Source organism: Streptosporangium jomthongense (assembly GCF_042650425.1).
In the GTDB taxonomy this organism is placed as follows: domain Bacteria; phylum Actinomycetota; class Actinomycetes; order Streptosporangiales; family Streptosporangiaceae; genus Streptosporangium.
Genome location: NZ_JBHSBC010000048.1, coordinates 57,200 through 76,058, shown reverse-complemented (window position 1 = coordinate 76,058; position 18,859 = coordinate 57,200). Strand labels below are relative to the sequence as shown.

The window sequence follows — 18,859 nt, the reverse complement described above, 5'->3', positions numbered from 1 at the left end:
CAACCAGGCGCTGTCGCGCCTCTGGCGTAACGTCTTTCGTCAACGGTTTTCTGTGTTCACGAGGAGAGCGAATCTCAGTGCTCAGTACGAACGAGGCAGGACACGCCGAACCCTCCGATTGGCTGGGAGCGGACAGTCCGGTTTCACAGATCGTTCTTGTGCAGTCCGAAGCCTGTCTCCAGTCTTACGAAGCCAATGCCGCTCTGATCGAGGAACACGCGAACATCGAGACGTCCGTCAGGGAAGGCGGTTACGGTCACCGACAGTTGTACGAGCTGATCCAAAACGGCGCCGATGAACTGCGAGCGACCTCGAACGGCCTCATCCACGTTGTCCTCACGGCGGACACGCTGTATTGCGCGAACCTCGGAGAGCCGATCAGGCCTAGGGGAGCCGAGGCCATCCTGGCCTCCCACCTTTCTCGCAAACGAGGTGCGGAAATCGGCAGGTTCGGTGTGGGGTTCAAGTCCGTTCTGAGCGTTTCCCAGCAGCCGCATTTCTTCAGTCGCACCGGCTCCTTCGGCTGGTCTGCGGGTTACTCTCGTGTCCGGATCCGGGAACGAGTTCCCGGATCCGGACCCACGCCTGTGCTTCGGATCGCCCACCTGCTTGATCCAGAGCAAGAACGTGCGTCGGACCGGACGCTTGACGAGCTGATGTCCTGGGCCGCCACCGTGGTCAGGCTCCCCCTGTCCGAGGCTGGTTTCGCAGATCGCCTGGCCAAAGACCTCCGAGACTTCCCAGCCGTGTTCGCGGTTTTTTCCCCGCATGCCGGCCGTGTGATCTTGGAAGACCGCCGAGAAACTTCCTATCGTAGAGAGATCACGGTAAGCGGTCGAGGCGATCGTCGATCGCTCCACGTCATTGAGAACGATCGAGGGCAGAGCCCCGAGGAGTGGAGGGTCTTCGAGACCAGTTTTCGGCCGTCCGACGAGGCCTGGGCGGACGCGGGTGAATACCGCAACCGTGTCGAAGTGCCGATCGCATGGGCCGTGCCCTCTTCCGGGACAGGGGATTCAGGAGAGTTTTGGGCTTTCTTCCCTACAACGTACAAGACCACTCTCCGTGGCATCCTGAATGCGGCATGGAAAACCAACGAGGATCGTCAGCACATCCTTGAGGGAAACGCTTTCAACGAGGTTCTGATGGAGGAGGCCGCTCGACTGATCGTCGCCTCCCTGCCGGCTCTTGCCACTCCCGAAGACCCCGCGCTGCCACTGACCTTGATGACAGGTCGTGGCAAGGAGGCACGAAACTGGGCGGATGAAATGCTTACCCGCTTTGTCCGTGAAGAGGCTGCGGGCAAGCCCTCTCTACCTAACCAGGTTGGAGATTTTCAACGTCCCATTGACATCAAGATACACCCCAGGGGGTCTGAGAAGGACGAACGCTGGAAGACATGGGTCGAGAGGTGGGCTGCTTACTCCGGCCGTCCTGTCGATTGGTGTCATCCCTCCGTCGAACGATCGACGACGCGTCGAGCTCGTGCTGACTTGCTGATGGAGAGGGCGGGGACCAAGCCCAGTACCGTACGGGAGTGGCTGGAGGCCCTGGTCTCCGACGGTACCGCCGCCGCTTCTAAAGCGGCCCTGTCGATTGTGGCCGAGATGGTTGAAGAGAAGCACTCCTTCGCCTTGGAGGCTCTCCAGTCTGCAGTTCTGCGAACAGCAGACGGGCGGATGGTTCCACCACAGGAGAAAAGCGTCTTCCGACGCTCGCCGATGGATCCCCCCACCAAGGACACCGTGTATGTCGATCCGGAGTTGGAAGAGGACCCTGAAACCTCTCGATTCCTTGACATTCTCGGAATCAGGGAGGGGGACTCCTTTGGTCGTTTCGCCGCGGCGGTATCCGGGGGGTTTCACTCCTATCGAGACCTTGACTGGAATCGTCTTTGGATTCTGGCTCGACAGACTGGAGCAAAGCGTGCCGTAGAGCACCTGGTCAGCCGAGACGCGAGTTCGGGTCTCAAAGTTCGAACTCGCTCTGGAGCATACAAACGACTGAGCGATTGCCTGTTGCCCGGTGCCGTTGTCCCTTCCGGAAGCCCTGACGACGGCGATTTCGTGGTGGATGAGGACTTTCATCATGACGACATGGAGATGCTCCGCCTGTTGGGCATGTCCGATGTTCCGAGCGCAAGTGTGGACCCAACCTCTGCCCCGTGGTTCGAGGGCTACCGGTCAAGCATGATTGACCGGTACTACGAGACGTTGCCAGCGGGCGCTCGCAGACCGCAACCAAGCAAGATCATTGTTTCGGGCCCCGCCCCTGCCGGACATCTCGGGCTTCTGTTCGGCCTCACACCCGCTGCTCGCTCTCGATTCATTCGGAACCTTCCCTCTGAAGGACTGGTGACAACCTGGACCATCTACGCCCTTACCCGTCCAGATGATGTCCCCCGTTCTGTACCGTCGCCACTGGTGTGGGTCGTCGAACAGAACGGCAGGTTTGCCACGTCAATGGGTACCCGGCGCATCTCGGAATGCGTCGGCCCAGGCTTGAAGGAACATGCTCGCGTCCTTCCGGTCGCGGACATCGATTTGGGTCTCGCACGCGCCTTGGGACTCCCCAACACCTTGGAAGGGATCAGGGGCGCTCTGTGGGTTTCCCTTCTCAAGCAGGCCCTCGAAAGCGAGAGTCATGTGGAGCTGGGCATCCTGTACGCGGTCGCGGCGACGCAGTTGAGCGCGCCCCCGAGGATCCGCTGCCGGCAAGGCGATGAGTGGGTCATCTGTCCTCCTGCGGACGCGGTCGCCACCGCGGATCCCGCGCAGTATCAACGCCTGATGGCTGGCGGCGTCGCCGCGGTCCTCGCACCGGAGTCGGACGACGCGGCGCTTCTCATAGACCAGTGGGGAATGAAGACCTTCGACGAGGTCTACATCACCGAACTCCGCGCGACGTATCTGGGGCAGCCAACCCCTCTGGAGGACGTCTTCCCGCAGCTCAAGTTCGAGCCGGGGCGCCCCCTGCGCGGCTTGTCCCTGTTGCGCTGCGACACGCTGGAGCAGCTCGTCCGCACCCCCGCCGGTCAGACCTCGGAACCGGTCGACATCGGTCGACGGGACGAGACGGTCTACTGGCTTGACCGCGGCGACGACCTGGACCTGCTTCGGGAGCTGAACCACCTGCTCAAGCTCGGCCTTTCCGAAGAGCATTGCCGTCAGGTACTCCAGCACCGGAAAGACATCCAGAGAAACCAGCAGATCGTCAAGGTCCGAGAGCTGTCGGACCTTAGAGACAAGCTGGTGATCCTGCTCGGTGGTGACGTTCTCCGTGAGCGACTGCCGCTTGGTCTGGTCGACGCCGTAGAGGCGGAGGAAGGACGAATCGACGACCGGACCATCGCCGAGCTGGCCTTGGCCGTGTACGGCACGGGCGTTCTGAGGGAGTTTCGGCAGGAACTGGAAGACCGGGGCCTACCCGTGCCGACCCAGATGGCCGGTAGTCATCAGGCGAAGGCGTTCGTATCCGATCTTGGCTTTCCCACCGAGTACGCCGGCTTCCGGCAACCCAACCTTGAGCCTGTACTCACGGTTCAGGGACCGGTGAACTTTCCGGCCTTGCATGACTACCAGGAGCTTATGGTGGGCCGCATCCTGGAGGTTCTCCAGAGTCGGCCCGCTCAGCGAGGAATGGTCAGCCTGCCCACCGGAGCGGGCAAGACGCGAGTCGCCGTCGAGGCGACCATTCGGCGGCTGCGATCACTTCCGCCGGAGGCGGTCTCCATCCCGATCCTTTGGGTGGCGCAGACGGAGGAACTGTGCGAGCAGGCCGTACAGACCTGGCAGCTCGTGTGGCGACACACCGGTCCGGCACAACAGCTGACTGTCAGCAGGCTCTGGAGCACGAACGAGGCCGACCCCGTTGAGGAGGGGTACCACCTCGTTATCGCCACTGACGCGAAGTTGGAAAAGGTCATCGACTCCGACGGCTACGCGTGGCTGCGCGAGGCTCAGGCGGTCATCGTTGATGAGGCACACACATCGATCAGTCCGCGCTACACGCAGGTCCTGGCCTCCCTGGGCCTGACCCCGCATCGGTCCCGATGCCCTCTGATCGGGTTGACCGCGACGGCCTTCCGTGGAACCAACACGGTCGAGACAGACCGCCTGGTGGCTCGCTACGGGAGGAACCGGCTCGACCACCATCGGGACGGTACGGAGATCCTGGGTGCCGAGCCTTACGCCAAGCTGCAGGAACTGGGTGTGTTATCTCGTGTCAAACATGAGGAACTCCCCGGAGCCAGGCTGGACCTCAGCTCTAGGGAGAGAGCCTCACTTGAGACGATGCGCCGGCTGCCGTCCTCGGCCGAGGAACGTCTCGGGCACGACACCCTTCGCAATCGCATTCTGATCGACAAGGTTCTCTCGTTGCCGGGTGACTGGCCGATCCTGCTTTTCGCCACCTCGGTCAACCATGCCCAGACCATGGCGGCGCTTCTTACTCGCAAGGGGATTTCCGCCGCAGCGGTATCGGGCGACACCGACCTCGGTCAGCGCCGGCACGCGATCGAGCAGTTTCGGCGAGGCAGGATTCAGGTTCTGGCCAACTACAACGTTCTGTCACAGGGCTTTGACGCGCCTGCCACACGCGCTGTTATCGTCGCCCGCCCCACCTACAGTCCCAACGTGTATCAGCAGATGATCGGTCGAGGTCTTCGCGGTCCCCTGAACGGCGGCAAAGAGGAGTGCCTCATCGTCAACGTCGCGGACAACATCGCCCAGTACGGTGAGGAGCTTGCATTCCGTCAGTTCGAGTACCTGTGGAAGAGCCGATGACCGATCAAGATCATCTGACGGAGGAGCAGCGGCGACTTGTTGAAGAGCCTGAGACGGCTCGTCTCCTGGTGACGGCTCCCGCTGGCACCGGCAAGACTCTTTCCCTGGTTCACCGTCTCGCGTATCTCATTGAGGAGGAGGAACTCGAACCTTCTGAGCTTCTGGTTCTCAGCTTCTCCCGCGCAGCGGTCCGTGAGGTTCGAAACCGACTCGGCAGGTTCGGAACCGCTGCCACCCAGGTCGAGGTGCGAACGTTCGACTCCTACGCGACATGGTTGCTGTCCGAGGTCGCGCCGGATGGCGCCTGGCGACATCAGGGGTTTGATCGGCGGATCCGTGAGGCCACTCGACTGATCAAGGAAGGCCGGGACGCCGCTGAACTGATCGGCGAGATTCGGCATCTCGTCGTAGACGAGGTCCAGGACCTTGTCGGAGATCGTGCCGAACTCGTGAAGGCGCTTCTCAACAGCGATCTTGAAGGTTTCACCCTGCTGGGGGATCCGGCCCAGGGCATCTACGGTTTTCAACTTGACGATCCACAGGAGCGTTTGGCGGGTGCGGCACGGCTCTATGAGGAGGTGCGTAATCGCTTTCGCGACGATCTGGTGGAGATTTCGCTCACGGGCAATTTCCGTGCGCGCGAACACGAAGCCAAGGTGGCACTTGCCTTCGGCAATGCGCTCGGAGCGGTGGATGCGCCCTTCACTGAGATTCAGCGCGGCCTGCGTACCACACTTCTGGCTGGTGACTCCCTTGGCACCCTGGACCAGGCGGCACCTGTCCTGTCACGTATGACGGCGTCAACGGCGTTGCTGTGTAGAGCCAACGATGAGGTTCTCCTGGTTTCACGCCGCCTGCGTGAGCTGGGCGTACGCCATCGTCTTCAACGTTCCGCGCAGGACAGGGCCATCCCCCCATGGGTGAGCGCGCTCTACCGGGAACTCGATTCCAAGCAGCCCACGAGGGAGATCGTCCTGGAGGTTCTTGAGAAAGCCGGCGTGGAGTCGGAGGAGGCCTGGGGGCTTCTGCAATACATGGATCGGAACAGTCGAAATGGGACCCTTGACCTGACGACCGTCCGAAAACGGCTGGTTCGCGGAGACTTTCCCGATGAGCTCGAGCAGCAGCCTGCAAAGCAGATCGTCGTCTCCACGATTCATCGGGTCAAAGGTCTTGAGTTCGACAACGTTGTTGTCGTTGACCCAGGCGACGCACCGGACAGCGACCCGGTTGAGCAGGCCGAGCGTGCCCGACTGATGTACGTGGCGATGACTCGCCCCCGCGACCTGCTGATACACGTGAGACCCGTTGACAAACTCACCGCAGGCCAACTCAGGAAGCAGGGCGACGGCCGGTGGGCCGAGCTGGGGTTCAAAGCGGGTCGGCACCTCGGCATGGAAATTCGTCCCGAGGACGTGAACGCGGAGGAACCAGCTGGCGCAATCGGCTTCCACGAAGATCCACGCGCAATTCAGAGATACCTGGCACTGACCGTACGCAACGGTGACGCGGTTGTGCTTGTTCAAATCCCCCGGTCTTCCTCGGACGAGGCCCCTAGATACGTCGTGAAGCACGCCGGTCATGGCATCGGAGTGACAGGTGAGGCTTTCGCCGAGGCACTGAGAACACTTCTGCCTGGCCGAGACCGTAGGCTGCCCTCCAGCATCAAGGATCTTTGGGTGGATGGTGTGGAGACCGTGATCGGTCGTGAGGCGGCGGGTCTTAACGCTGGCCTCGGCTGGTCAGGCGTTTGGCTGCGACCTCGGATCATGGGGCTGGGCCGTTTCGACTGGGGTGGGGAGCAACGGTGAGTTTCGATGAGCACTACGCGTTCCGCAAAGAACTGGTTGCCCGGTTGGAACAAGATCTGATCGGCCCAACCGGCTCAGCCGGAGAGACGATCACAGACCCGCCGATCACCAAGTACGCGGCGGGCATTCTGTTCCCTCAGTCACAGGACAGCGTCGCCGAGACCAACGCGTTGGACGACGAACCGGAGAACAAGCATTCGGGCGACGTCCCAGACCCGGCCGTGACCATGGCCAATGTGCGCTATCCATCCTCGATGGGGTTGACCTTTTCGGTTGACGTGACCGTGGCGGATTCGATCCTTGTCGAGGTGGAGGCCGCACGTTACGTGCCTGAGACGATCGTCGAAGGACGTCGAAGCCGCACCAGCAGGGTGGCGAAGGAGTCATGGCGGCGCAGGAACATCACGATAGAACCGAAAAGCATTAAGGTCTCCATAGCAGGTTCACAGCGGGTGGAACTCGCAGAGAATCTGGAGTTGTTCGTTCGAGTACGGCCTACCAATTCGGATGGAGCCTCAGCTGTCACGCTGGCGCTCCTCAATCTGTTCGAGTCGTCGGGCAACTCCGTCGACCGAGACGCGATGGCTTTCTTCCAACCTCGTATCACGGTCAGGGGGCCGAACGGGTCTTCTCCCTTTGTGGAACGTCTGCCACCTGGTTCTGTCGATTCGGACGGGGAACTCAACTCGTACAGGCTGCTCTACCGGCATGCACCGAACTTCGCCACCGGTCACGGCTGCGCGGTGGAGTGGCAGCCTGTCGAGATCGCCGTCAATGACACAGCGCCGGCCTCCTCCACCGGTTGGATTCGCACCACATTCGTTCCCACTCATGACCTTCGACTGGCTGACTCCAACCCGACGATCGACGTGGTCGGACTTGGGATGCATCGTCTCGCCACGGTGTCCGACACCGAAGTCGTTTCCGTTCTCAAAACTCTTACGTCGGGCTACCGAGACTGGATCAAGCGCAGGAACGAGCAGGTTCAAGACATCGTCGTTGGCACCCTGCGTAATACCGCCGTGGAGCACCTGGAGAGGTGTAAGACAGCCTGCGATCGTATGGAGGCGGGAATCGAACTTCTCGCGGACTCCACGGACCCGACCCCGATGGAGGCGTTCCGGCTCGCGAACCGAGCCATGGCCATGCAGCGTGCTCGAACAGAGTGGCTGAGGTCGCCGACCCGGGAGTCGACGTCACCCGATGAGACCGTGGGCGTCTGGCGTCCCTTTCAGATCGCCTTCATGCTCCTCTCACTTGGTGGGATAGCCGATCAGGGGTCTGAGGACCGTAAAGTCGCAGACGTGCTGTGGTTCCCCACGGGTGGCGGAAAGACAGAGGCATATCTTGGGCTCATCGCTTTTTCGACGTTCCTGAGGCGGCTTCGGGATCCGCGAAACGGCGGTGGGGTCACCGTTCTCATGCGTTACACACTTCGTCTGCTGACAGTTCAGCAGTTTGAACGTGCGGCCCTTCTCATGTGTTGTATGGAACGGCTGCGACGGGACGCAGTTGGCCGTCTCGGCCAAACCGAGATCTCCATCGGCATGTGGGTTGGGCGTGGATCCACACCCAACACGCTGGATGAGGCCAAGCGCTCGCTTCGCAAGCTCGCCAAGGATGAGGAGGTCCAGGAGGAGAACCCCGTCCAGGTTCGCTCCTGCTGTTGGTGTGGAACCGCGCTCGACCACTACAACTACAAGATCTTTGGCGATCGGCTGGTCATAGCCTGTGAGACGGAGGGTTGCGACTTTGCCGACGGGCTTCCGATTCATGTCGTGGACGAGACCGTTTACTCCTCCCGCCCCACCCTGATCATCGCCACCGTGGACAAGTTCGCCGGGCTCCCCTGGAAACCCGAGATCGGCAATCTTTTCAACCACTTCAGCCCTGAGCCGCCACCGGAGCTGATCATCCAAGATGAGTTGCACCTCATCTCCGGGCCGTTGGGAACCCTGACCGGCCTCTACGAAACAGTTGTCGACCTGGTCGGTCACAGCCCCAAGGTGGTGGCGTCCACGGCCACCATCCGTCGAGCCGTACAGCAGGGGCTCGCTCTGTTCGACCGCAGTGTGGAGCAGTTCCCCCCACCGGGGCTGGATGCTCGAGACTCCTACTTTTCGGTCGAGACGCCGCCCTCTCGCAAGGCGAGCAGGCTCTACGTGGGCTTGATGGCGCCTGCCACCAGCCAGACGAGTCTCATGGTGCGGACCTACGCGGCGCTTCTCCATCACGCACAGGCAGTCGAGGGAGACGATGCAGTCCGTGATGCCTACTGGACTCTCCTGGGGTACTTCAACAGCCTTCGGCTTCTTGGAGGTGCCAAGCTTCAGGTCCAGGATGACGTCAACGATCGCCTTGACCTCCTGAGCGACGGCTCTCCCCAGAAGAGACGCATTATCGGCCGTGACATCGAGCTGACCAGCCGAGAGCCCTCGAGCGCCATCCCCGGTCACCTTCAGGACATGGCCACGCCGTACCCGAACGCCCTGGGGGTGATCCTTGCCACCAATATGATCTCTGTCGGTGTCGACGTGGATCGCCTCGGGCTCATGGTCATGATGGGACAACCGCAGTCCACGTCCGAGTACATCCAGGCCACCAGTCGCGTCGGTCGAAAATGGCCAGGACTTGTGGTGACGTTGTTCAACTCAGCCCGCTCTAGAGACCGCTCCCACTACGAGAACTTCACCTCCTATCACTCCGCCCTGTACCGGCAGGTGGAAGCCACCAGCGTGACCCCGTTCTCCGCGCGAGCCCGAGACCGCGGACTGCATGCCGCCATCGTCGGTCTGGCTCGACTGATGATCCCCATGGCGCGCCCAAAGGAGGCGGCCGCGTTTGTGGCCGAATTCGAGGATGAGCTTCGCGGGATCTGTGACCGGGTGCTGGCCCGTGTGGAGCGGGTAGCAGGCGTGGCTGAGCGAGACCTGACAGGTGAACAAATCAACGAGATCATTGCCCAGTGGCGTGAAGCCGCGGAGGCGGACCCGACGCTTGTCTACGGCACCTACCGTCAGCCGGGACTCCTGGTCGACGCCGGCCGTTGGGATGAGTCGGATGATCAAATCGCTCGTTCCTTCGCGACGCTGTGGAGTCTGCGGGACGTGGACGTGGAGTCGAGCATCTATCTGGATAGGGGAACGCGATGAAGGGAAAGCCCATCGGCGGAGTGCGCCGCGCTCAGCTCATCACCACCTACGGTGTCGGTTCCTTGATAGCGGTTGGCAGCGAGTCGTTCATGGTTACGGGGCTCGACCGTTGGCCTGAGCTCGGCCCCTACGACCAGACCATTCACGAGCGCAGGTTGGAGAAGGAGTTCGGAGTACAATGCTTTCGGCTCCCTCCAGCGTCTGACAGTGATAAGTACGGCGACATCCCCGTCATTCGGTTCCCGGAGATCCAGTCGTGTCCCGGATGCAACCGGCTGGCGAAGGCCAAGTTCTTCGGCGCCACCCGCAGCCCGGCCAAGTGCAAGGAGTGCGATCGCGAGCTGGTGCCGTCGAGGTTCGTCGTCTGTTGTACTGCGGGCCACATCGACGACTTCCCCTACTTTCGCTGGCTTCACAAAGGCGGCGACTCCAACGGGAGCGAGACCCAGAGGCACGACCTGAAGCTGAAGGCGACCGGTCGCTCGGCCTCGCTGGGCGACATCGAGATCTCGTGTTCGTGTGGCGTGCGCCCCGTCACGATGGAGGGAGCCCTCGGCAAGGGGGCTTTGAAAGGCATCAGCTCGTGCACCGGAAGACGCCCCTGGTTGGGCAATGTATGGCAGGAAGACTGCGACCAGTTCCCGCGTGCGATGCAGCGTGGTGCTTCCGGAGTCTGGTTCTCCGACGTACGTTCGGCTCTTTCTATTCCACCGTGGTCCGAAGGCGTTCACAGATTCGTCCAATCCCATTGGAGGTCACTACGAAAGGCGCCCGACATCCGAGAGCGTCTTGAGGAGCTGGAGCTCGCAAATCATCGTCTGTTCAGCGTTGAAGAAATCATCCAGGCCGTTGAACAGCGTCGCGAGGACGATGCCGGCCACACGGATAGCTCCGAGGCGGCTTTGAAGTCCGGCGAGTATCAGGCTCTGACCAGAACAGCCGAAGAGAAAGCCGGTAGGCAGGACTTCGTCTGCGTGCCGTGGCCCGACGACACGATCGCAACGGAACTTGCCGTCGACCAGGTGATGCGGGTCAAACGGCTGCGTGAAGTACGGGTGCTCCGAGGGTTCACTCGCCTGGCGGCACCCAGTACTGCAAGCCCAAGTCAACGAGCGCCGCTTTACGCCGCCGAGAACCGGCCCGATTGGCTCCCCGCGATCGAGGTCATCGGAGAAGGGGTATTCCTTCGTCTGGACGCCGATCGGCTGGCCGAATGGGAGTCACGCCCTGAGGTTTCGGCGCGCGTCGCTCCCATCGACATCGCTTATCGAGAGCGTTCTGCGCGATTCGGCCTTACTCCGGACAGGGAGATCACTCCACGCCTGGTCATGATCCATACACTGGCTCATTCAGTCATCAACGAGTGGAGTCTCGACTCGGGGTATCCGACCGCGTCTCTACGCGAACGTCTTTATGTGTCGGAAAAGATGTCTGGCATCCTGATCTACACCGCCACCAGTGACTCGGCTGGAAGCCTCGGTGGCATCGTGGCGCAAGTCGAATCCGGGAACCTTGCGAATTCTATTCGTGCAGCTCTGGACAGGATGTCTTGGTGCTCCTCCGATCCCCTGTGCGTCGAGTCTGACACAAGCGGTACGGATAACCTGAACCGTGCGGCCTGCCATTCTTGTGTTCTGCTTCCCGAGACCAGCTGTGAGGAGTTCAACACCCTTCTTGATCGTGCATTATTGATCGGAGATCAGGAAGATTCAAACCTGGGGTTCTTCTCTTTTGTTTGATTCATTTCCGCTCGGGATATTATCTCGTTGGTTTCTTGAATGGGTCTGATTGGGTGGTTGCAGCAGGATGATCGATTCGAAGTTTGCACCATATGGCGTTTAGGTCAAATGGCTGTACGGGGCCCCGGAAGGGGTTGGTGTTGTTTTCCTCATGGGTAATTACGATAGATCACCGGCTTCCCCTTCTTTCCAGGGAAGACCATGATCAATAGTTGGACGGTGGCGGCTGGGGTTTCGGTGTTTTCCTCTACCGCTTCGCGGCCGCGGATGTGGACTCGGACCCGGTAATCTCCCGAGCCCGCGGCCGCGAGGTTGGGCATGCGTTTGCCGTCGCCGTCCACGAGGGACAGGGTGCCCTTGGCGGTTCGGTAGCTCACCTCGACGACCTGTTCCCAGCCCCGGGTCTCCACCGGAGGACGGCGGAGGTAGGCCTCGCCCGTCACGCACGCGCTCCCGGCCTCGTCGGCGACCCAGATCTTCAACGTGCCGAGGCCGCCGCTGACCAGGTCGGCGACCATCTCGCCGGCGCGTCCGCCCTCGTCCCACGCGTGGATGTACCAGAACTCGGTCCCCATGACGGCTCTGGCCCGCCGTACCGGCCTGATCTTCGGACGGTGGCGGGGGCGAGCGGCGCAGCGCCGGTCCGCTGCGGCGGTGTAGGCGTCGTTCTCGGCCTTTCTGCGCCGGTCCTCCTCCTCGGTCGCCTGGGCCACGACCGGACACCGCCCCGCCAACTCCCCTGTCAGCGACGGACGGTCCGTCATTCGGCTCATCGCCTTCTCCGCGGCGGGGGAGCTGTTCCGTACGGCCGGCTCACACAGCCGGTCACCGTACGCGAGGAGTTCGCGGTTCGGCATGCCCTCCCCGTATTCGCCTTCCCGGATCGCGCACAGAAAGTCCCGGTCGGGACCTTCGTCGGATCCGGCGCAGTCGGATACCTGGGGGCCGGTCGCGGTGTCGGTCGTCACGCACAGGACGATCGGCGCGGCGAGCACGAGGGCGATTCCCGCACGGGCGAGGTGGCCACGCCGAGCTCCCAAGGCGCGCTGGGCTCCCAATGCGCGCGAGGCTCTCGGGGTGCGCGAGGCTCTCGGGGTGCGCAGGGCGAGCAGGATCAGAACGGCGGGGATCAGGGCGTAGAGCTGTATCGCGGTGTTCCAGCCCGTTATCTCCGATGGGCCCCAGATCTCGGCGCATGCCGGATCTCTCGACACGTCGAGCATGAGCAGCAGCGGGGAGGGCAGGTTGCGGACAACCAGCAGTGCGACGGTCAGGTAGGGCAGGACGCGCCCGAGGCGGGGACGACCGAACCGCCGGGCCAGCAGGAGGCCTCCCCAGGAGAGCACGATCAGCGGCGCGGCACCGTACTCCATGAAGGGGAAATCCCGGATGGGGTACAGCAGGGCCTGCGCCTCGGTGTCGAGTTCATAGCCCGTGCACGGACGGGCTACGACAAGGCTGGAATAGCCACCCCCTGACCGGTAGGACAGTGCCTCCACGATCCAGAACCAGGCGGAGGGAACCGTCGCGGTCAGGACTGCCGCCGCCCAGAGGGCTGTTGATCGTTTGGACACGGGACGGAAGGTTAACAAGCCCCTCCGACAAGCCTATTTATGCTGATAAATCCGTTGTTTCAGGTCAAGGACTGGACGAGTTCCGGGAGGATCGTGCCCAAGGGGGCGTTGAGGGTGAAAGTGGCGTAGGGGTCGCCTCGGGTCTCGCCCTGGTTGACGATCACCACGGGGATGCCGAGCCTGGCGGCGTGCAGGACGAACCGGCGGCCCGACAACACCGTCAGCGACGACCCGAGGACCAGCAGCAGGCGTGCCTTCGCCACGAGGGCGTAGCACGTGCGCACCCGGTCCGCGGGGACGCTCTCCCCGAAGAAGACGACGTCGGGCTTGAGCGTTCCCCCGCCGCACGCCAGGCACCCGACCACCCGGAACCCGCTGACCTCGGCGTCGTCCAGCTCGACGTCGCCGTCCGGGTTGATCGTGGTGGACTGGAAGCCGAAGGAGGGGTTCGCCTGGCGCAGGCGACGGTTCAGCTCCTCGCGCGGGGTCGAGTCGCCGCAGTCGAGGCAGACCACGTGGTGCAGACTGCCGTGCAGCTCGACGACCTCCCGGGCGCCGCCCGCCTGGTGCAGGCCGTCGACGTTCTGCGTCATGATGCCGGTCACCAGGCCCTGCTGCTGCAGGCGCGCGACCGCGTGATGGCCGTCGTTCGGCGCGGCCTGGGTCATCGTCCGCCAGCCGACGTGGCTGCGGGCCCAGTACCGTCGCCTGGCCGCCTCACTTCCGATGAAGGTCTGGTAGGTCATGGGGGTGTGCCGGCTCAGTGAGCCCTGCGGACCTCGATAGTCGGGGATGCCTGACTCCGTGGACATCCCCGCCCCGCTCAGGACGACGACGCCCCCCTCGCCCAGCAACCCCGCCAGCCTGTTCCTGCCCTCGTTCACCCTTTCATGGTGCCTCACCGGGCACGCCGTACGGGCCCGGCGTCAGAGACGGTCGATCTTGGCTCGCGACGGCCTACCCTGGGCGTATGGCCCACGCGAAGACATCCTTTGTCTGTCTGCCTTGCCGTGCCTCGTACAAGCAGCCCTACCCCGGCCCTGGTCACCGGGACCGGCCCTGCCCGCGCTGTGCCACGGCGCTGATCCATGTCGGTTCCGCCTTCGCGGCCCCACGACGGCGGGACAGGGAGGCCTGGCGGGTGCTCTCGTTGTTGCTGCACTCGGGCGTCCGCTTCCACAAGAGCTGTTGTGGCGGCCCGGGCTACCGTCCACGTACGCTCAGCGAAGCACGTGCACGGATGGCGTACGCCCGTACGAGCGGAGAGCCGTTCGCCAAGGCTCTGACGCGCTACGAACTGCCCTGACGAAGCACCGGGACGGCGGGCGGAACGCCCGCCGTCCCGGTGCTTCCGGTGGGATCAGGTGGTCGGGACCTCGCTTTCCGCGGCGGTCAGGGCGCCGGCGAACTGGGCCGAGTAGAGGCGGTGGTAGGCGCCTGCGGTGGTGAGGAGTTCCTCGTGGGTGCCCTGTTCGACGATGCTGCCCGCCTCCATCACCAGGATCAGGTCCGCGTCACGGATGGTGGACAGGCGGTGGGCGATGACGAAGCTGGTGCGGTCGGAGCGCAGCGCGGCCATGGCGTGCTGGACCAGGACCTCGGTGCGGGTGTCCACCGCGCTGGTCGCCTCGTCGAGGATCAGCAGGGACGGATCGGCCAGGAAGGCGCGGGCGATGGTCAGCAGCTGCCGTTCACCGGCGCTGATGTTGCCCCCCTCCTCGTCGATCACGGTGTCGTAGCCGTCGGGCAGGGAGCGGACGAACCGGTCGACGTAGGTGGCCCGCGCGGCGGCCTGGATCTGCTCCTCGGTCGCCCCGGGGTTGCCGTAGGCGATGTTCTCCCTGATGGTCCCGCCGAACAGCCAGGTGTCCTGGAGCACCATGCCGACGTGGGAGCGCAGGTCGTCCCGGCGCATCGCGGTGATGTCCACCCCGTCGAGGGTGATGCGGCCCGCCTCCAGCTCGTAGAAGCGCATGACCAGGTTGACGAGGGTGGTCTTGCCCGCGCCGGTCGGGCCGACGATCGCGACCGTGTGCCCGGGTTCGGCCACCAGCGACAGGTCCTCGATGAGGGGCCGCTCCGCCTCGTAACGGAAGGACACGTGCTCGAACTCGACGCGGCCACGCCGTACGGTCGGCGGCACCGGGTCGGCCGGGTCGGGGGTCTGCTCCTCGGCGTCGAGCAGCTCGAAGACCCGCTCGGCCGAGGCGACCCCGGACTGTAGCAGGTTGGTCATGGAGGCGACCTGGGTGAGTGGCTGGGTGAACTGCCGGGAGTACTGGATGAAGGCCTGCACGTCGCCCAGGCTCATCGCCCCGGTGGCGACCCGCAGGCCGCCGACGACCGCGATGGCGACGTAGTTGAGGTTCCCGACGAACATCATCGTCGGCATGATGATGCCGGAGATGAACTGGGCGCCGAAGCTGGCCTTGAACAGCTCCTCGTTCCTGGTGCGGAACACCTCCTCGACCTCGGGGCCCCGGCCGAACACCTTCACCAGCTCGTGGCCGGTGAAGGCCTCCTCGATGTGGGCGTTCAGGGTGCCGGTGTGTGTCCACTGCGCGACGAAAAGCTTCTGCGAGCGCTTCATGATCTGCCCGGTGAGGATCGTCGAGACCGGGATGGTCACCAGGGCGATCAGCGCGAGCAGCGGCGAGATCACGAACATCATCACCAGCACGCCGACCACGGTCAGCAGCGCGGTCAGCAACTGGCTCAACGTCTGCTGCAGGGTTTGGGAGACGTTGTCGATGTCGTTGGTGACCCGGCTGAGCAGTTCGCCGCGTGGCTGGCCGTCGAAGAAGCGCAGGGGGAGCCGGTTCAGCTTGTCCTCGACGTCGGAGCGCAGCCGGAACACGGTCCGCTGCACCACGTCGTTGAGCAGGTAGCCCTGCAGCCAGCCGAAGACCGACGCCGCGACGTAGAGCGCCAGCGCCCAGGACAGGGCCGTGGCCAGCGCGCCGAAGTCGATGCCCTGACCGGGGACGACGTCCATCCCGGAGAGCAGGGCGGCGAAGTTCTCGTTGCCCGAGGCACGGGCGCTCTGGACGGCCTGTTCCGTGGTCGTCCCGGCGGGCAGGTTCCTGCCGATCACACCGCTGAAGATCAGGTCCGTGGCCTGGCCGAGGATCTTGGGGCCGATGACGCCGAAGACCACGCTGATCACGGCCAGGCCGATCACCGCGACGATCCGCACGCGTTCCGGGGCCAGCCGCCGTATCAGCCGGCGCATGGAGGGCCCGAAGTTCATCGACTTCTCCACCGGCATCCCCCCGCCGCCGAAGGGGCCGCGACCGAAGGGGCCGCCTCCCGCCGGGGGGCGCGGACGCGCGGTCGTCATGGGCCGGTTGCCGCTCATGCCGCCCTCTCTTCGGTGAGCTGGGATTCGACGATCTCGACGTAGGTCGGGCAGGAGGCGAGCAGTTCGTCGTGGGTGCCCCTGCCGACGACCACGCCGTCGTCGAGGACGACGATCTGGTCGGCGTCGGCGATGGTGGAGACCCGCTGGCCGACGATGACGACGGCGGCGTCGGCGGTGCGCGGGCGCAGGGCGGCGCGCAGCCGGGCGTCGGTCGTCAGGTCGAGAGCGGAGAAGGAGTCGTCGAACAGGTAGATCTCGGGCTTGCTGACCAGCGCCCTGGCGATCGAGAGGCGCTGGCGCTGACCTCCGGAGACGTTCGTGCCGCCCTGGGTGATGGGCGCGTCGAGCCCCTCGGGCATCGCCTCGACGAAGTCACGGGCCTGGGCGACCTCAAGCGCCTCCCACAGCTCCTCCTCGGTCGCCTCGGGGTTGCCGTAGCGCAGGTTGTCGGCGACGGTGCCGGTGAACAGGTACGGCTTCTGCGGCACCAGGCCGATGCGTGCCCAGAGCATCGCGGGGTCGAGGTCGCGCACGTCGACGCCGTCGACCAGTACGGTGCCCGCGGTGGCGTCGAAGAGGCGGGGGACGAGGGAGATCAGCGTCGTCTTGCCCGACCCGGTGCTGCCGATGACGGCGGTCGTCTGCCCGGCGGTGACGCGGAAGGAGACGCCGGACAGGACCGGGGCCGCGGCGCCCGGGTAGCGGAACTCGACGTCACGCAGTTCGAGCTCGGCACGGGTGCGCACCTGCCGTACGGGGTCGGCGGGCGGGGGAACCGAGGAGTCGGTCCGCAGCACCTCGCCGATGCGCTCGGCGCAGACCGCGGCGCGCGGGATCATGATCGAGATGAAGGTGGCCATCATCATGGAGCCGAGGATCTGGATCAGGTACATGAGGAAGGCGGTGAGCGCGCCGACCTGCATCTCCCCGCTGTCCACGCGGAAGGCGCCGAACCAGAGCACGGCGACGCTGGAGGCGTTGAGGATCAACATGACGACGGGGAAGATGAGCGCGGTCAGCCGTCCGACGCTCAGCGCGGTCGAGGTCAGCGCGTCGTTCGCCTCGGCGAAGCGCCGGGTCTCCTCACGCTCCCTGACGAAGGCGCGCACGACGCGGATGCCGGACAGCTGCTCGCGCAGCACCCGGTTGACCTCGTCGATCCTGGTCTGCATGGCGCGGAACTGGGGGACCATCCGGGAGACGAGCAGGCCGATCGAGACCAGCAGCACCGGGACGCAGACCAGCATCAGCCAGGACAGGCCGACGTCCTGCCGCAGCGCCATGATGACGCCGCCGACGCACATGATCGGTGCGGCGACCAGCATGGTGCAGGTCATCATCACCAGCATCTGGACCTGCTGGACGTCGTTGGTGGTGCGGGTGATCAGCGAGGGGGCGCCGAAGTGGGCGAGCTCCCTGCTGGAGAAGCCGTTCACCCGGTGGAAGACGGCCGCCCTGACGTCCCGGCCGAAGCCCATGGCCGCGCGGGCTCCGAAGTAGACCGCGGCGATCGAGCAGACGATCTGCACCAGGGACACGGCCAGCATCCAGCCGCCCGCGGTGAGGATGTAACCGGTGTCGCCGGTGGCGACGCCCCGGTCGATGATGTCGGCGTTCAGGCTGGGCAGGTACAGCGAGGTGATGGTGCTGACCAGTTGCAGTACGACGACGGCGATGAGGGTCGAGGTGTAGGGCCGCAGGTGGGTGCGCAGCAGGCGGCTCAGCATTGGGGGTCTCCACGTGGGGTCTCGTGGTCCGGGGTCTCCGGAGGGAGGAGATGGTCGTCGTCGTGCCGTCGGCGGATGCCGTCCAGCAGCATGGAGACGATCTCCGCGGGAGGTAGGGGGTCGTCCTCGACGAGCTTGGGGTGGCTGCCGGCGACGGTCAGCAGTTGCAGGCGGCGCGCCGCCTCAGGGGCGGTGCAGCGCAGCAGGTCGCGGTCGGGGACGATCAGGTTGACGATCGCCTGCCTGATGGCGGCGTGCGGGTCGCAGTCCTCCTCGCCGCGCTCGGCTCTGCCCTCACGGGCGATCCGGGTCACCCCTTCGGCGCCGAGCGCGTCCACCAGCCGGAAGACGTGCGTCGTGTGGTGCTGCAGGATCTCGACGGCGGCGACGAGCCGCGCCCGCAGCGGGGCCGTACGGTCGACGGCCGTCAGGTCGCGGATCAGCGGCGTGGAGTCGATGGCGCTGATGATGGCCGCCTTGACCAGCTCGTCCTTGGTGGCGAAGACACGGAAGATCGTGCCTTCCGCCACCCCGGCGGCCTGGGCGATCTGCCGGGTGCTGACGTCGGGACCCTCGGCGAGGATGAGCGCGAGAGTGGAGGCGATGAGCGCGGCACGCCGCTCGTCCGGCGGGAGCGGCGAGGCGCGGGAGGAGGATGGAGAGGTAGAGATCACGCGAATCACCCTATATGAGTGAGTGACTCACTCACTC

At 64.4% G+C, this 18,859-nt stretch carries 9 protein-coding genes; 4 read left to right on the top strand and 5 right to left on the bottom strand.

Annotation, left to right across the window (positions count from 1 at the left end; translation table 11 throughout):
• Window positions 1-77 precede the first annotated feature (77 nt).
• From ACFOYY_RS36170 to drmB, 4 genes are read left to right on the top strand one after another with little or no spacing between them, the layout of a single operon-like run.
• Window positions 78-4,784, top strand: coding sequence for a DEAD/DEAH box helicase (locus tag ACFOYY_RS36170; RefSeq protein WP_386195735.1), 4,707 nt, complete (start codon window positions 78-80; stop codon window positions 4,782-4,784).
• Window positions 4,781-6,595 carry a UvrD-helicase domain-containing protein gene (locus tag ACFOYY_RS36165; RefSeq protein WP_386195733.1) on the top strand — a complete coding sequence of 605 codons (1,815 nt, stop codon included), beginning with the start codon at window positions 4,781-4,783 and terminating at the stop codon, window positions 6,593-6,595. The genes ACFOYY_RS36170 and ACFOYY_RS36165 overlap by 4 nt, the downstream gene beginning before the upstream one ends.
• Window positions 6,592-9,747, top strand: a complete 3,156-nt coding sequence (locus tag ACFOYY_RS36160) for a helicase-related protein (protein ID WP_386195731.1) — start codon at window positions 6,592-6,594, stop codon at window positions 9,745-9,747. Before ACFOYY_RS36165 ends, ACFOYY_RS36160 begins: the two co-directional genes overlap by 4 nt.
• Entirely contained in the window at window positions 9,744-11,486 is a 1,743-nt protein-coding gene (drmB, locus tag ACFOYY_RS36155; protein WP_386195729.1) for a DrmB family protein, read from the top strand. Before ACFOYY_RS36160 ends, drmB begins: the two co-directional genes overlap by 4 nt.
• A 149-nt stretch (window positions 11,487-11,635) precedes the next feature.
• Here drmB and ACFOYY_RS36150 read toward each other — a convergent pair whose 3' ends face one another.
• The 5 genes from ACFOYY_RS36150 to ACFOYY_RS36130 form a co-directional block, all read right to left on the bottom strand.
• Window positions 11,636-13,060: a hypothetical protein gene (locus tag ACFOYY_RS36150; RefSeq protein WP_386195727.1), complete on the bottom strand. Its 1,425-nt coding sequence runs from the start codon at window positions 13,058-13,060 to the stop codon at window positions 11,636-11,638.
• A gap of 59 nt (window positions 13,061-13,119) precedes the next feature.
• Window positions 13,120-13,944: an NAD-dependent protein deacetylase gene (locus ACFOYY_RS36145; RefSeq protein WP_386195725.1), complete on the bottom strand. Its 825-nt coding sequence runs from the start codon at window positions 13,942-13,944 to the stop codon at window positions 13,120-13,122.
• A 476-nt stretch (window positions 13,945-14,420) separates the two neighbouring features.
• Window positions 14,421-16,418 carry an ABC transporter ATP-binding protein gene (locus tag ACFOYY_RS36140; RefSeq protein ID WP_352014214.1) on the bottom strand — a complete coding sequence of 666 codons (1,998 nt, stop codon included), beginning with the start codon at window positions 16,416-16,418 and terminating at the stop codon, window positions 14,421-14,423.
• On the bottom strand, window positions 16,415-18,148 hold the full coding sequence (locus ACFOYY_RS36135) for an ABC transporter ATP-binding protein (RefSeq protein ID WP_352014213.1): 1,734 nt from the start codon (window positions 18,146-18,148) through the stop codon (window positions 16,415-16,417). Before ACFOYY_RS36135 ends, ACFOYY_RS36140 begins: the two co-directional genes overlap by 4 nt.
• Window positions 18,142-18,822: a helix-turn-helix domain-containing protein gene (locus ACFOYY_RS36130; RefSeq protein ID WP_352014212.1), complete on the bottom strand. Its 681-nt coding sequence runs from the start codon at window positions 18,820-18,822 to the stop codon at window positions 18,142-18,144. Before ACFOYY_RS36130 ends, ACFOYY_RS36135 begins: the two co-directional genes overlap by 7 nt.
• Window positions 18,823-18,859 lie beyond the last annotated feature (37 nt).

Coding starts and splice junctions, on each gene's coding strand:
- ACFOYY_RS36165 (WP_386195733.1), top strand. CDS start 4,781: ATGACCGATCAAGATCATCTGACGGAGGAGCAGCGGCGACTTGTTGAA.
- drmB (WP_386195729.1), top strand. CDS start 9,744: ATGAAGGGAAAGCCCATCGGCGGAGTGCGCCGCGCTCAGCTCATCACC.
- ACFOYY_RS36140 (WP_352014214.1), bottom strand. CDS start 16,418: ATGAGCGGCAACCGGCCCATGACGACCGCGCGTCCGCGCCCCCCGGCG.
- ACFOYY_RS36135 (WP_352014213.1), bottom strand. CDS start 18,148: ATGCTGAGCCGCCTGCTGCGCACCCACCTGCGGCCCTACACCTCGACC.